The sequence below is a fragment of the Cellulosimicrobium sp. GQ32 genome (assembly GCF_059758455.1).
Genome location: NZ_JCAXEP010000001.1, coordinates 401,845 through 414,071, shown reverse-complemented (window position 1 = coordinate 414,071; position 12,227 = coordinate 401,845). Strand labels below are relative to the sequence as shown.

The window sequence follows — 12,227 nt, the reverse complement described above, 5'->3', positions numbered from 1 at the left end:
GACGGACGACGGGACCGCGACGTGGGCGACGAGAACCACCCGGCACGGCTGTACGACCTGACCGCAGCGCGCACGAGCCGGGTCGTGCTCGCGTCCTACTCGACCTCGTTCGGGCTGGGCGCACGCCTGCTCGACGCGCCGACGCGCGACGGGATCGACGCCGTCTACGGCCTCGTCCGCATCGCCGACGAGGTCGTCGACACCCGGCGCGGGGACGGTGCCGCCGACCTCCTCGACGAGCTGGAGGCGGAGACGGCGCGGGCGCTCGAGCGCGGGTGGTCGACGAACCTCGTCGTGCACTCGTTCGCGCTCGCGGCGCGACGCTGCGGCTTCGGCCACGCCGAGGTCGATCCCTTCTTCGCGTCGATGCGGACCGACCTCACCGTGCGCGTGCACGACCGCGAGAGCTACGAGCGGTACGTGTACGGCTCGGCGGAGGTCGTCGGCCTCATGTGCCTCGCGGTCTTCCTCAACGCGCGGCGCCGCCCGGGTGAACCGCTCCGGGTGCCCGACCCCGTGCTCGTACGGGGCGCGCGGGCGCTCGGCGCGGCGTTCCAGAAGATCAACTTCCTGCGCGACCTGCGCACGGACCACGACGAGCTGGGGCGCGCCTACCTGCCCGGCGTCGTCCCGGGCCGCCTGCGGCGTCGCGACGTCGAGGCGTTCTGCCGCGAGGTCGAGGAGGACCTCGCCGCGGCGCGGGCGGCGCTCCCGGGGCTGCCGGTGCGTCCGCGGATCGCCGTCGCCGCGACGGTCGCGGTCTACGAGCGGCTCCTCGCGCGCCTCGCGGCGACGCCGCCCGAGGACATCCTGCGCGTGCGCGTGCGCGTGCCGGACACCGTCAAGGTCGCGCTCGCGGCCCGCGCCGCCGGTGGCCAGCTCCTCGGCCAGGTGGCGTCCGGTCGGACCCCGCGCCCGCGGAAGGTGCTCGCGTGAGGGCACCGCGCGTCGTCGTGGTCGGAGGCGGGATCTCCGGGCTCGCCACCGCGGCGCTCCTCGCGCGCGGTGGCGCTGCCGTCACGCTGCTGGAGCGCCACGAGGTCCTGGGCGGCCGGGCGGGCACCCTCGAGCTGGACGGGTTCCGCTTCGACACCGGCCCTTCCTGGTACTTCATGCCGGAGGTGTTCGACCACTTCTTCGCACTGCTCGGCACGCGCGTCGAGGACCACCTCGACCTCGTCCCGCTCGACCCGGCCTACCGCGTCTTCTTCGAGCCGGACGGGACCGACGCCGCGTCGACGTTCGAGCTCTCGGCGAGCCCGGGCGTGAACCGGTCCCGGTTCGACGCGGTCGAGCCCGGCGCCGGCGGACGCCTCGCTGCCTACGCCGCGGACGCGAGCGAGGCGTACGGGCTCGCGCTCGACCACTTCCTGTACACCACGTTCGAGAGGCCTGACCGGGCGCTCTCGCCCGCGGTGCTGCGACGTCTGCCTCGCCTCGCCGCGCTGCTGCGCGAGTCGCTCGCCGACCGCGCAGCCCGCGCCGTCGAGGACCCGCGGCTGCGCCAGCTCCTGGGATACCACGCCGTCTTCCTCGGCTCGTCGCCGTACCGCGCGCCCGCGCTCTACTCCCTCATGAGCCACCTCGACCTCGTCGACGGCGTCCAGTACCCCCGCGGCGGGATGTACACGCTGATCGAGGCCGTCGCGCGGCTCGCGCAGGACGAGGGTGCGGAGCTGCGCACCGGGGCCGACGTCGCGGGCATCGAGGTCGCCGGAGGAGCCGGGCGGCGCGGGCGCGTCACGGGCGTCCGCCTCGCCTCGGGCGAGCTCGTGGAGGCGGACCTCGTCGTGTCGGCCGCCGACCGGCACCACACCGAGACCACGCTCCTCGAGCCGCGCTGGTCCGACCTGCCCGCCGCGGCGTGGGAGGACAAGGGACCGGGCATCTCCGCGCTGCTCGTGCTCGCCGGGGTCCGCGGCGAGCTGCCCGAGCTCGCGCACCACTCCCTCTTCTTCACGCGTGACTGGCCCGCGAACTTCGACGCCGTGCTCGGCACCGACCGCCGCAGCGACCCGCGCGGGCTGCGCGTGCCCGACCCGGCCTCGCTCTACGTCTCGCGCACGTCCGCGACCGACGGGCCGTCGTCGGGCGCCCCGGCGGCCCCGCCCGGCCACGAGAACCTCTTCCTCCTCGTCCCGTTCCCCGCCGACCCGACCCTCGGCGCCGACGCCTCGTCGCAGCGGGCGCTCGACGCGCTCGCGGACCGCTACCTCGCGCAGGTCGGCCGCTGGGCCGGGATCGACGACCTCCCGGGGCGCGTCGTCACGCGGCGCGTGCTCGGGCCGGCCCACTTCTCGACCGAGCTCTCCTCGTGGCGCGGCGGCGCGCTCGGCATGGAGCACACGCTGCGGCAGTCCGCGCTGTGGCGGCCGGGCAACGTCTCTCGCCGTGTCGACGGGCTGTACCACGCGGGAGGTGGCACGATCCCGGGCGTGGGACTGCCGATGTGCCTCATCAGCGCCGAGCTCGTCGCGAAGCGGCTGCTCGGCGAGACGTCGTCGCGCCCGTTGCCCGCGCCGCTGCGCTCCGGGTACCTGGCGGCGAGCCGGAGGCCGGAGCGGCTGCGGCCCGCGGGGGGCCGGCCGGTCGAGGTCCGCCGGTGACGGGTCTGGTGTATCTCGGGGCGCTCGCGGTCTCGCTCGGGGGCCTCGCGGTGCTCGACCGGCGCTTCCGCCTCGCGTTCTGGGCGGACGGGCGCCGCGCCGCGCTCACGGTGGGGCTGGGCGTCGTCGGGTTCCTCCTCTGGGACGTCGCGGGCCTCGTGCTCGGGATCTTCGCCCGCGGGGAGAGCCCCTGGATGACGGGGCTCCTGCTCGCGCCCGACCTCCCCGTGGAGGAGGCGGTCTTCCTGACGCTCCTGTGCTACAACGCGCTGCTCGTCTGGCGCGGTGCCGAGCGCGTGCTCGCCGCACGCCGTGCCCGGTCGGAGGGCGACGCGTGACGAACATCGTGCTCAACGTGATCGTCCTGGTGGTGCTCGTCGTCGTGTCGTGGCGCGTCCTGCTGCGCCTGCGTCCCGGCCCGCTCGTGTGGACCGCCGTCGTGATGTGCGTGCTCACGCTCGTGTTCGACACGCTCATGATCGCCGCGGACCTCTACGTCTACGACCCGGACAAGATCCTCGGCGTGTACCTCTGGGGCGCTCCGCTCGAGGACTTCGCCTACGCGCTCGCCGCGGCGCTGGGCATGCCGGTGCTGTGGACGGCGCTCGGGGCGCGCGGTCGCGACCGCGCCGCACCGGGAAGGGCCTCGGGCGGCCGGACGGACGAGGACGCCCGGTGAAGGACGTGCTGGCCGCGTCGCGGCCCTTCTCGTGGATCAACACCGCCTACCCGTTCGCCGCGGGCTACCTCGTCGCGACCGGGGGCCGCGTCGACCTCGCGCTCGTCGTCGGGACGCTGTACTTCCTCGTGCCGTACAACCTGCTCATGTACGGCGTGAACGACGTCTTCGACTACGCGAGCGACCTGCGCAACCCGCGCAAGGGCGGGATCGAGGGGGCGCTCGCCGACCCGGCGACCGCGCGCGCGACCCACCGGCGCATCCTGCGCGCGTGCGTGGCGACGAACGTGCCGTTCCTGGTCGCCCTGCTTCTGCTGGGTGACCCGCTCGCCGCCGTCGTCCTCGCGCTCGTCGTGTTCGGCGTCGTCGCCTACTCCGCCCCGGGCCTGCGGTTCAAGGAGCGTCCTTTCCTCGACTCCTTCACCTCCGCGATGCACTTCGCCGGGCCGCTGCTCTACGCGCTCGTGCTCGTGGATGCCGACCTGTCGGCGCGCACGGTGTGGCCCGTGCTCGTCGGGTTCGTCCTGTGGGGCATGGCGTCGCACGCGTTCGGCGCGGTGCAGGACGTGCGCGCGGACCGCGAGGGCGGCATCGCGTCCGTCGCGACGGCCGTCGGCGCCCACGCGACCGTGCTCGGCGCGGCGGGGGCGTACGTCGCGGCCGCGGCCGCCCTCGTCGTCCTGCCGTGGCCCGGCATCCTCGCCGCCCTGCTGCCGCTCCCGTACGCCGCCAACGTGCTGCGGTTCCGCGACGTGCACGACGACGACTGCGAGCGCGCGAACGCCGGGTGGCGCACGTTCCTGTGGCTCAACCTCGTCACGGGCTTCCTCGTGACGATGCTGCTCATCGTGACCGCGCTCGCCTGACCGTCGAGCCCGAGCGGGTGGGGGGTGCGGCGTCGGGCGCTCCCCGGGGACGACGACGGCCCCGGTCCGCGAGGTCGTCGCGGTGCCGGGGCCGTGGTCGGGGGAGCGGGAGCCTCAGGAGAGGTCGCCGTACTCCCAGTGCCAGGGCTCGTTCTTCGAGCCGCCGGCGCGGGCCCACTCGGGGTTGTCCCAGCCGTAGGCCGGCGCGTTGGCGCGCATCCACTCGTACTGCGCGGTGCCGTAGCCCTGGATGCCGCCGCCGAGGTCGAGCGCGAGCGCCCAGCCGTGGTTCGACATGCCGGGGGGCGCGGCGAAGTACCCGCGCGACGCCTTCACGGCGACCTGCGAGGCGTAGGAGCGGTAGGAGTCCGTCACGGAGAGGTTCACGCCGAACGCCTCGCGGAACTTCTCGTTGAGCGCCTCGATCTGGTGCGCGGCGTCGCAGCGGAGCTGCTCGCCCGGCGCGAACGACAGCTCGCACAGGGCGCTCGCGGGGATCTGCCCGTTGCCGTAGCCCGCCGTGGAGGTCGCCCACGTGTCGAGCTGTGCGGCGATCTCCGCGGCCGACGGCGGTCCGGGCACCACCTCGACGGTCACGCCCGACCCGGCCGCGTCGAGCAGCGTCGACAGCTCGGTGGTCAGGGAGGCGATCTCCTCGGAGGTCGGCGCGCCGGTGGGGGACTCGTCGCCGGCAGGCGTGGTCGCGGCGTCGTCGGTGGAGCCGGTCGCGAGGTCGGGCGACGCGGTGGCCGTGTCGGCGGCCGCGGCGTCCTCCTCGGGAGACTCGGTCGCGGTCTCGGCGGACGCGGAGGCGTCAGGAGCGGCGTCGTCGGGGTCAGCAGCGCTCTCGGCCGACAGGGACACCGTCGGCTCGTCGGACGCGGCGAGGTCAGGCAGCGCCGCGTCGAGCGCGGGTGCCTCGGCGGCAAGCTCTCCGAGCGGGGTGCGCGCCGAGGTGCGGCTCGCGCGGTCGCCCGCGCGGTCGTCGAGCGTGGGCACGCTCTCGGCGAGGACGTCCCCTGCGGGGCGGGAGTCGTCCACCTCGGCCGCGTCCGCGGCGTCGGGCGTGGCGCCGTCGGTCTCCGCGGGCTGCGTCCCGACCGAGACGGCCGGGAGGCTGGAGAGGCTCGGCGTCTGGTCGGCGGAGGACACCTCGGTGACGGCCTCGCTGAGGCGCGTGCGGGCGTCCTCGATCTGGGCGACCTGCTCGGGGGTGAGACCGGCGGCGCCCTCCCCGGTGAGGAACTGGGCGCGCTGGAGCGCGTCGCCCGCGGCCTCGACCGTCTCCGGGTCCGCGGCGACGGTTCCGATCGTGGCGGACGCGGGCGTGGCGCTCACGTCGGAGGCCCGGGTCGCATCGGCCGTGGTGCCGGTCCCGGCGGTCGACGGCGCAGTGCTGCTCCCGAGGGCCGCCGCGGCGGTGCTCGCGGTGAGCGCGACGGCCGCCACGGCGGCGCCGGTCCCGAGCGTGCGACGGCGGGGCGCGACGCGGGCAGCGCCGTGGGCGCCGCGGCGCGCGGCGGAGGCGAGGGCGGCGGTGAGCGAGGCCCGGCTCGCGGTGTGGCGGCCCATCTAGCGCGCCTCGCCGCGGGCGGCGGGTCGCGCGCCGGTCGTGCTGGTCGAGGTGCGGGTGGTCGTGCGGTGCTGTGCAGTGGTCAAGCGAACGATCCGATCATCGGGCCGTGGTCGCGGGCGGTCGAGCACGGAAGCGCTCCCATCCCTGGTGCACCTGCGCAGGACGGAGCGCTGGGTGACCACGACGGCGTGCGGTCGGGGCGGGACGCGCGCGCCCTCTCACCACGACGCCGGCAGGCCTGGTCGCATGGGGGACCCGGGAGGCCTGTCGGCTGTTCCATCTTCAACTAGACATGTGTCCAGCGGGGTGGCGTGACGGGGGGAAGCTTCGGGAATGAGGTGCCGACCGTGTGGTCAGGATGTGAAGAGGGTACGTGTCACGCGTCCTGCGTCCCGGGTGACCGCCGAGCCGACGAGGGTGCCGAGCGCGATCCCGAAGACGGCGACGACCGCGTTCGCGATCTCCTGGGCGGCTTCCGGGCCGCCGTTCACCAGGTCGGAGAGGCCCAGCAGGCTGAGCGCCCCGGGCACGAGGAGCCAGAACGCCGGGAGGGTCGTGACGGCGGCGGGCGGCCCGTGCGGCGTCCGCTCCACGAGCGCGGCGAGCGGTGCGATGACGAGCGCGCCCACGAATCCCGCGAGCGGCGCCGCGGCGAGCGCCCCGACGAGCTGGGCCGCGTACGCGCCGAGCAGGACGAGCAGCACCCAGGGGAGCGATCCGCGCGGCGACGACGCGAAGTACATCTGCCCGAGCCCGACGGCGAGGATCCCCACCCACGGCGCCCACCATCCGAGCTGGTCCGCGGCCGGGGCCGCGACGAGCGGGCCTGCCACCGCGGCTCCCGCGACGACCCCGAACACGAGCAGCAGGAGCTGGGCGACCCCGTAGACGAGCCGGCTCGCGCCGGCGACGATCTGGTTGCTCGTCAGCTCGATCGCGGCGACCGTGAGCACCGAGCCGGGCAGGAACGACACGAGCGGCGGCACGAGCACGCTGAGCGGGTCGTCGCCGAGCCAGGGGTGCACCACGTCCACCGCGAGGAGCGTCACGACGAACGCCGCGACGACGGGCAGGGCGGTCGCGAGCGTCGGCCACCGGGTCCCGAGCCAGCGCAGGGCGCCCACGAGGATCCCGAGCACGAGGTAGACCGGCAGGAGCCGGGCGGTCGGGTTGAGCACGAGGCCGAACCCGACCGTGAGCAGCCCGTGGCCCACGATCGTCAGCACCGCACCGAAGCGCGGTGGGCGCTCGACGATCGCCCGCAGCTCGGCCCGGGCGTCGGCGAGCGGGACGTCGGTCGTGCGCAGGCGACGCACGAGGGTCGTGAGCGCCCCGATCTGGTCGAGGTTGAGGCCGCTCGCGGCGGCGGCCGCGAAGTCGGCGACGGTGCCCCCGGCGGTACTGACCCGGACGAACACTCCTGTCGGGAGGACGAGAGTGCCCACGGTCGACGCGCCCGAGCGCCGCGCGACGGCTTCCAGGTCGTCCTCGACGTCGGTCACGGAGCGCCCGGAGTCGAGCAGAGCGGTGCCGAGCTCACGCAGGAGGGGGACGAGGTCCGGCGACACCTCGGGCGGCTCGGGGTCGACGGCGGGAGGCGGCTCGTCGCCCAGCGCGCGCAGCACGCGACGCACGACGGACGGGGCGCGGCGCACGTCGTCGAGCCAGCTCGCGTGCCGCCGGCTGGTCAGGGCCCGCCCTCCGCGCTCGCCGCGACGAGCGCGAGCACGGCGCGCGCGTAGGCGTCGGAGGCGTCCGCGGCGGCGAAGGTCCCGACGTCGTCGAGCACCTCGGTGCGGACGACGTACCCGCCCGTCGTCCGCTCGAGCCGCCGGAACGTGCCGCCGAGCAGCTCCCGGAGCTGGCCCTCGAGCGGGTGCCACAGGGCGTCCTCGAGGGCGACCGAGTCGAGCGCCCACTCGGTCGTCCCGTTGAACCCGAGCACGACGCCCGTGTCGAACTCGTGGGGCTCGATCGTCATGTCGCTCACGGTGAAGACGTCGCCGTCACGGCCCGTGGCCAGGAGGCGGAACCGGTCACCCGACGCGGGGGACCACCGCACGCCCGCGTCGCGCAGGGCGAGCGCGAGGTCCCACGAGATCATGCCTGCCACGGTAGGCCCGGGCCGCCCGGCGCGCGCGTCGGCCGTCGTCCCGACCCGCGGGACGATCCGTCCCGCGCCCGCGCGCGTTCACGACCCGGAAACACCCGCCACGTTCACTCGTCGCATGACCCACGACGTCCCCGGGGACGCGCGGCGCACCGGCGGCGATCCCGCCCCCGCCCTGCCCCCGAACCTGCCGTCCCGTCCCGGCCCTCCGCCCGTCACCGGCACCGGGCCCGTGACCGTCGCGATCGAGCGGCGGGTCCGGCCCGAGAACGTCCCGGCGGTGACGCGCTGGGTGCAGACCGGCGTCAACCTCGCCAACCGCTACCCCGGGTTCCTCGGCTCCGGCTGGGTCCGCGCGTCCGCCGGGTCGCACGACTGGCACATGCTGTACCGCTTCGCCGACGCCGCCACGCTCGACGCGTGGGAGACGTCGCCGGACCGGGTGCGCTGGCTCGCGCAGGGGCGGGACCTCGTCGAGGAGACGCGGGTCGAGCGCCGCACGGGCATCGAGGGCTGGTTCGACGCCCCGACGTCGACCGCGCCGCCGGCGAGCGCGACGGTCGCGGCGGCGCCGCCGCGCTGGAAGCAGTCGGTGAGCATCTGGCTCGGGTTCTTCCCGGTGAACCTGGCGTTCACGCTGCTCGTCGGGAGCCTGGTCCCGGCCTGGGACGCGGTGCCGGTCGTCCCGCGCGTGCTCGCCACGACGCTCGTCCTCACGCCCGTCATGACCTACCTCGTGCTGCCGCGCGTGACACGGCTGCTCGCCCCGTGGCTCGCCCGCCCACCGCGGGTCCGGACGCGTCGCTCCCGTCCCGCGGCCCGGAGGTGACCACCCGACGCCCTGCCTAGCCTGGGGGGATGGACACCGAGATCGAGAGCACGACCGACGTCCTCGTCACCCTCGGTGCGGTCGCCGCGGGCGTCCTGCTGGCGTTCGTCCTGGGGACGGTGATCTCCGCGGTGGTCCGCCGGGCGGGCCGGCGCAGCGAGCTGGCCCGCGACCTCTCGCGGCGGCTGCGCCGACCGGACCGGGCGGTGCTCACCGTCGTCGCGGTGTGGATCGCGGTCCGCCTGACGACGGACGCGTCCACACCGTGGCGCCCCGCGGTCGAGCACCTCCTGCTCATCGCGCTCATCGTCGTCGGCGCGTGGTGGGTGGGCGCGATCGCGTTCGTGCTCGAGGACTCCGCGCTCCAGCGCTACCGCATGGACACCGCGGACAACCGGCACGCGCGCCGCGTCCGCACCCAGATCACGGTGCTGCGCCGGCTCACCGTGGCGGTGATCGTCGTGTGCGCGGTCGCGGGCATCCTGCTCACGTTCCCGGCGGCCCGCGCGGCGGGCGCGAGCCTGCTCGCGTCCGCGGGGCTCATCTCGATCGTCGCGGGCCTCGCGGCCCAGACGTCGCTCGCGAACGTGTTCGCGGGCATGCAGATCGCCTTCACGGACGCGATCCGCGTCGACGACGTCGTGGTGCTCGAGGGCGAGTGGGGCCGGATCGAGGAGATCACCATGACCTACGTCGTGGTGCACCTCTGGGACGACCGCCGCCTCATCATGCCGTCCACCTACTTCACGACGACGCCGTTCCAGAACTGGACCCGGCGCGCCGCCGACCTGCTGGGGACGGTCGAGCTCGACCTCGACTTCGAGGTGCCGGTGGGTCCGATGCGCGCCGAGCTGCGGCGCCTCCTCGCGCTCACCGACCTGTGGGACGAGCGCGTGGGCATCCTCCAGGTGACCGACGCCGTCGGGGGACTGGTGCGGGTGCGCGCGCTGGTGAGCGCGCACGACGCGCCCACCCTGTTCGACCTGCGGTGCTTCGTGCGCGAGGGGCTGGTCGACTGGCTGCAGCGTGCGGCCCCGCAGGGCCTGCCCCGCACGCGCCTCGAGCGCGCGGTCGACGCCCTGGAGGTCGGCGTGCCCGACGAGCGGGAGGGGTCGGGTGCTCCCGGGCCGGACGGCGCGGGGGCGCCCGGCGGGCTCGACCGCGACGCCGCGGAGGACGGCGCGCCCGTCCCTCCCGCGCGACCACCCCGGCTCCCCGCCGAGCGCGGGTCGCGCCGCGCCGACGCGCCCGTCGTCCTCGGGACGATCCGACGCGCGGGCCGGGGCGCGGGCGCCGCGCCGAGCGAGGACCCGACACGGCTCGTGGGCGTCGTCCCGGGCCCGGACGGCGGCCTGGGCCGTCCCGGCGGCGCGGACGACGAGAGCCCCGCCGACGCCGAGGTGCCGGGCGGCACCCGGCCGCTGCCCGCTGTCGGGCACGACGCGCACGACGACGCCACGCCCGAGGCCGCCGAGTCCGCCTTCTTCAGCGGCACGCCCGAGGGCGAGGAGCGCTCGCGGGCGTTCGCCGGGCCCGGCCAGGACGTCATCGACGAGCGCGAGCGCACGGCCGAGCACGGCGTCGTGCCCGACGACGACGAGCCCGGGAGGTCGGCCACGTCGGGCGCGGACGACGAGCGGCAGGCCGGCGACCGCGGCCACGACGATCCCGGCGACGGCCGGTCACGCGGCTGACGGCCGGAGCGCCGTGCCCCGGCGCGGACCGGGTGCACGGGCGCGGGGAGTCGCCGTCAGCCGAGCCCGGGGACCTCGACCGTCGCGTCGGCGTAGGGCGCGACGAGGAGCGTCGCGGTGGCCCAGCCGCGCGTGAGGAGCCCGGTGTCCGAGTCGGGCTCGGAGTGCCGCTCCGTGCCGGAGTACTGGAGAACGAGGTGCCGGTCGCCGTCCTCGTGGATGTTCGCCTGCACGAGCCCGAACGTCGCGAGGGGCGCCTGCCGCAGCCCTCGCAGCCGGTCGGGCGGGACGTCGGGGACGTTGACGTTGAGGGTGCGCCGGTCGAGCGGGACGTCGCGCGAGCCGTCCCCGTCCATCCAGGCGAGCACGTGGTCGGTGACCAGGCGCGCGGTGTCCCAGTGCTGCGGCTCGGCCGCGTCGACCGAGACGGCGAGCGACCGGATCCCGTGCGTCATCGCCGACAGGGCCGCCCCGACCGTCCCGGAGTGCAGGATCGCGTTGCCGGTGTTGGCGCCCTTGTTCGCCCCCGAGAGCACGAGGTCCGGCCGAGGGCCGAAGCCGCCGTACGCGGCGACGAAGGCGATGAGCGCGGGGGCGGCGCGGACCGCGTAGGAGGTCACGTCGTCGGGCAGGCCGGGTGTCCGCCGCGGCTCGACGGCGAGCCGGCCGTCGCGCTCGGCGCCGAGCAGGGACGCGCTCGCGCCCGAGGACTCGCGGGCGGGCGCGGCGACGACGACCTCGTAGCCGGCGTCGAGCGCCGCCCCGGCGAGCACGGCCAGTCCGGGGGAGTCGATGCCGTCGTCGTTGGTCACGAGGGCGCGCACGGTGGTTCTCCTCTGTCGTCGGGGATGCGGTCGGTGCGGGGGTCAGGCGGGGGCCTCGCGCACCGTGATCCGGCGCGCGAGACGTTCGATCTGGTCGCGGCGCCCGGTCCCGAGACCGCGCCGCGTGACGTTGAGCGCGCCGGCCGCGGCGCCGAGGCGCACCGCGCCGGGCAGGTCGAGGCCGCGACCGAGCCCGACGGCGATCCCCGCCGTCATGGAGTCGCCCGCGCCCCGGTGGTCGACGGTCGTGATGCGCGGCGTGCGCACGGTGTACGTGTGCTCGCGCGTCACGAGCAGGGAGGGGTCGTGCGCGCGCGAGACGACGACCGCACGGGGCCCGGCGTCGACCATCGCGCGCGCGGCGGCGAGCAGCGCCGCCTCGGTGTCGTCGTCGGCGAACCCGCCCTCGACCATCTCCTCGTGGCTGATCTTGAGCACCGCGCCGGGCGCGTCCGCGACGGCGCGCGCCTGCTCCCCGGAGAGGTCGGCGACGACCTGTCGCTCCGACGCGTGCAGGTCGCGCGCGAGGCGCCCGAAGAACGAGGCCGGGACCCCGATCGCGGTCTCCGACCCGGTGAGGATGGTCACCGCCGCGTCGAGCCCGGACACGAGGACGGTGCCGTACAGGTCGTCGACCTCGTGCCGGTTCAGCGGGAAGGGGTCCATGGTCGCGACCTCCTCCCGGTGGCCGCTCCGCCGGTCGTGGACGTACGCGCCGTTCCCGCCGGTCGTCGTCGCGCGCAGGTCGAGGTTCTCGGCGCGCGCGAGGTGCGCGGCGACCGTCCCCGTCTCGCCGCCGAACGGGCCGCACACGACGACCTGCGCGCCGAGCGAGTACGCCATGCGCGCGAGCCAGAGGCCCTGGCCGCCGGGATGGACGTGCACCTCGGGCGACGTCTCGTACGGACCGGCGGGCTCGATCTCCACCGTGAGCAGGGGCGTCAGGGCGAGCACGCACACGCTGGGGGTGCGGGCGGGGGCGGGCGGGTCGGGCGGGACGGGGAGCGGACCGGGCGCGGGCGTCGGGGTGGCGCTCATTCGTC

The 12,227-nt window shown here is 75.9% G+C and carries 12 protein-coding genes; 7 read left to right on the top strand and 5 right to left on the bottom strand.

What is annotated here, in order from left to right; genetic code table 11:
* The first annotated feature begins 21 nt into the window (after positions 1–21).
* The 5 genes from AC6CH9_RS01695 to AC6CH9_RS01675 are packed head-to-tail and all read left to right on the top strand — an operon-like array spanning position 22 to position 4,151.
* Positions 22–936, top strand: coding sequence for a phytoene/squalene synthase family protein (locus tag AC6CH9_RS01695; protein WP_498153356.1), 915 nt, complete (start codon positions 22–24; stop codon positions 934–936).
* Positions 933–2,606 (top strand): phytoene desaturase family protein, encoded by a 1,674-nt coding sequence (gene crtI, locus AC6CH9_RS01690; protein ID WP_498153355.1) that lies wholly within the window; start codon positions 933–935, stop codon positions 2,604–2,606. Before AC6CH9_RS01695 ends, crtI begins: the two co-directional genes overlap by 4 nt.
* A complete protein-coding gene (locus AC6CH9_RS01685; RefSeq protein WP_498153354.1) occupies positions 2,603–2,944 on the top strand; it encodes a lycopene cyclase domain-containing protein in 342 nt (113 codons plus the stop codon). The genes crtI and AC6CH9_RS01685 overlap by 4 nt, the downstream gene beginning before the upstream one ends.
* On the top strand, positions 2,941–3,285 hold the full coding sequence (locus AC6CH9_RS01680) for a lycopene cyclase domain-containing protein (protein WP_498153353.1): 345 nt from the start codon (positions 2,941–2,943) through the stop codon (positions 3,283–3,285). Before AC6CH9_RS01685 ends, AC6CH9_RS01680 begins: the two co-directional genes overlap by 4 nt.
* A complete protein-coding gene (locus AC6CH9_RS01675; RefSeq protein WP_498153352.1) occupies positions 3,282–4,151 on the top strand; it encodes a prenyltransferase in 870 nt (289 codons plus the stop codon). Before AC6CH9_RS01680 ends, AC6CH9_RS01675 begins: the two co-directional genes overlap by 4 nt.
* 114 nt (positions 4,152–4,265) lie before the next feature.
* Here AC6CH9_RS01675 and AC6CH9_RS01670 read toward each other — a convergent pair whose 3' ends face one another.
* The 3 genes from AC6CH9_RS01670 to AC6CH9_RS01660 all read right to left on the bottom strand — a co-directional run bounded on the left by AC6CH9_RS01670 (position 4,266) and on the right by AC6CH9_RS01660 (position 7,831).
* Positions 4,266–5,723: a M15 family metallopeptidase gene (locus AC6CH9_RS01670; RefSeq protein ID WP_498153351.1), complete on the bottom strand. Its 1,458-nt coding sequence runs from the start codon at positions 5,721–5,723 to the stop codon at positions 4,266–4,268.
* Positions 5,724–6,080: 357 nt separating this feature from the next.
* The gene (locus tag AC6CH9_RS01665) at positions 6,081–7,382 is read right to left on the bottom strand and encodes a threonine/serine exporter family protein (RefSeq protein WP_498153350.1); all 1,302 of its coding nucleotides are present in this window, start codon (positions 7,380–7,382) and stop codon (positions 6,081–6,083) included.
* A 32-nt stretch (positions 7,383–7,414) separates the two neighbouring features.
* The gene (locus AC6CH9_RS01660) at positions 7,415–7,831 is read right to left on the bottom strand and encodes a hypothetical protein (RefSeq protein WP_498153349.1); all 417 of its coding nucleotides are present in this window, start codon (positions 7,829–7,831) and stop codon (positions 7,415–7,417) included.
* Between the two features lie 124 nt (positions 7,832–7,955).
* Here AC6CH9_RS01660 and AC6CH9_RS01655 point away from each other — a divergent pair, with 124 nt between their 5' ends.
* Together AC6CH9_RS01655 and AC6CH9_RS01650 are read left to right on the top strand one after the other, a co-directional pair.
* On the top strand, positions 7,956–8,666 hold the full coding sequence (locus AC6CH9_RS01655; RefSeq protein ID WP_498153348.1) for an antibiotic biosynthesis monooxygenase: 711 nt from the start codon (positions 7,956–7,958) through the stop codon (positions 8,664–8,666).
* Between the two features lie 29 nt (positions 8,667–8,695).
* Entirely contained in the window at positions 8,696–10,360 is a 1,665-nt protein-coding gene (locus AC6CH9_RS01650; protein WP_498153347.1) for a mechanosensitive ion channel family protein, read from the top strand.
* Positions 10,361–10,416: 56 nt separating this feature from the next.
* Here AC6CH9_RS01650 and surE read toward each other — a convergent pair whose 3' ends face one another.
* Together surE and AC6CH9_RS01640 are read right to left on the bottom strand one after the other, a co-directional pair.
* Positions 10,417–11,184 (bottom strand): 5'/3'-nucleotidase SurE, encoded by a 768-nt coding sequence (gene surE, locus AC6CH9_RS01645; RefSeq protein WP_498153346.1) that lies wholly within the window; start codon positions 11,182–11,184, stop codon positions 10,417–10,419.
* A 42-nt stretch (positions 11,185–11,226) separates the two neighbouring features.
* A complete protein-coding gene (locus AC6CH9_RS01640) occupies positions 11,227–12,222 on the bottom strand; it encodes a 1-phosphofructokinase family hexose kinase (RefSeq protein WP_498153345.1) in 996 nt (331 codons plus the stop codon).
* Between the last annotated feature and the right edge of the window lie 5 nt (positions 12,223–12,227).

Bases quoted from the DNA above. Each gene is read 5' to 3' on its own strand.
- AC6CH9_RS01670 (WP_498153351.1), bottom strand. From the start codon at position 5,723: ATGGGCCGCCACACCGCGAGCCGGGCCTCGCTCACCGCCGCCCTCGCC.
- AC6CH9_RS01660 (WP_498153349.1), bottom strand. From the start codon at position 7,831: ATGATCTCGTGGGACCTCGCGCTCGCCCTGCGCGACGCGGGCGTGCGG.
- AC6CH9_RS01655 (WP_498153348.1), top strand. From the start codon at position 7,956: ATGACCCACGACGTCCCCGGGGACGCGCGGCGCACCGGCGGCGATCCC.
- AC6CH9_RS01650 (WP_498153347.1), top strand. From the start codon at position 8,696: ATGGACACCGAGATCGAGAGCACGACCGACGTCCTCGTCACCCTCGGT.
- AC6CH9_RS01640 (WP_498153345.1), bottom strand. From the start codon at position 12,222: ATGAGCGCCACCCCGACGCCCGCGCCCGGTCCGCTCCCCGTCCCGCCC.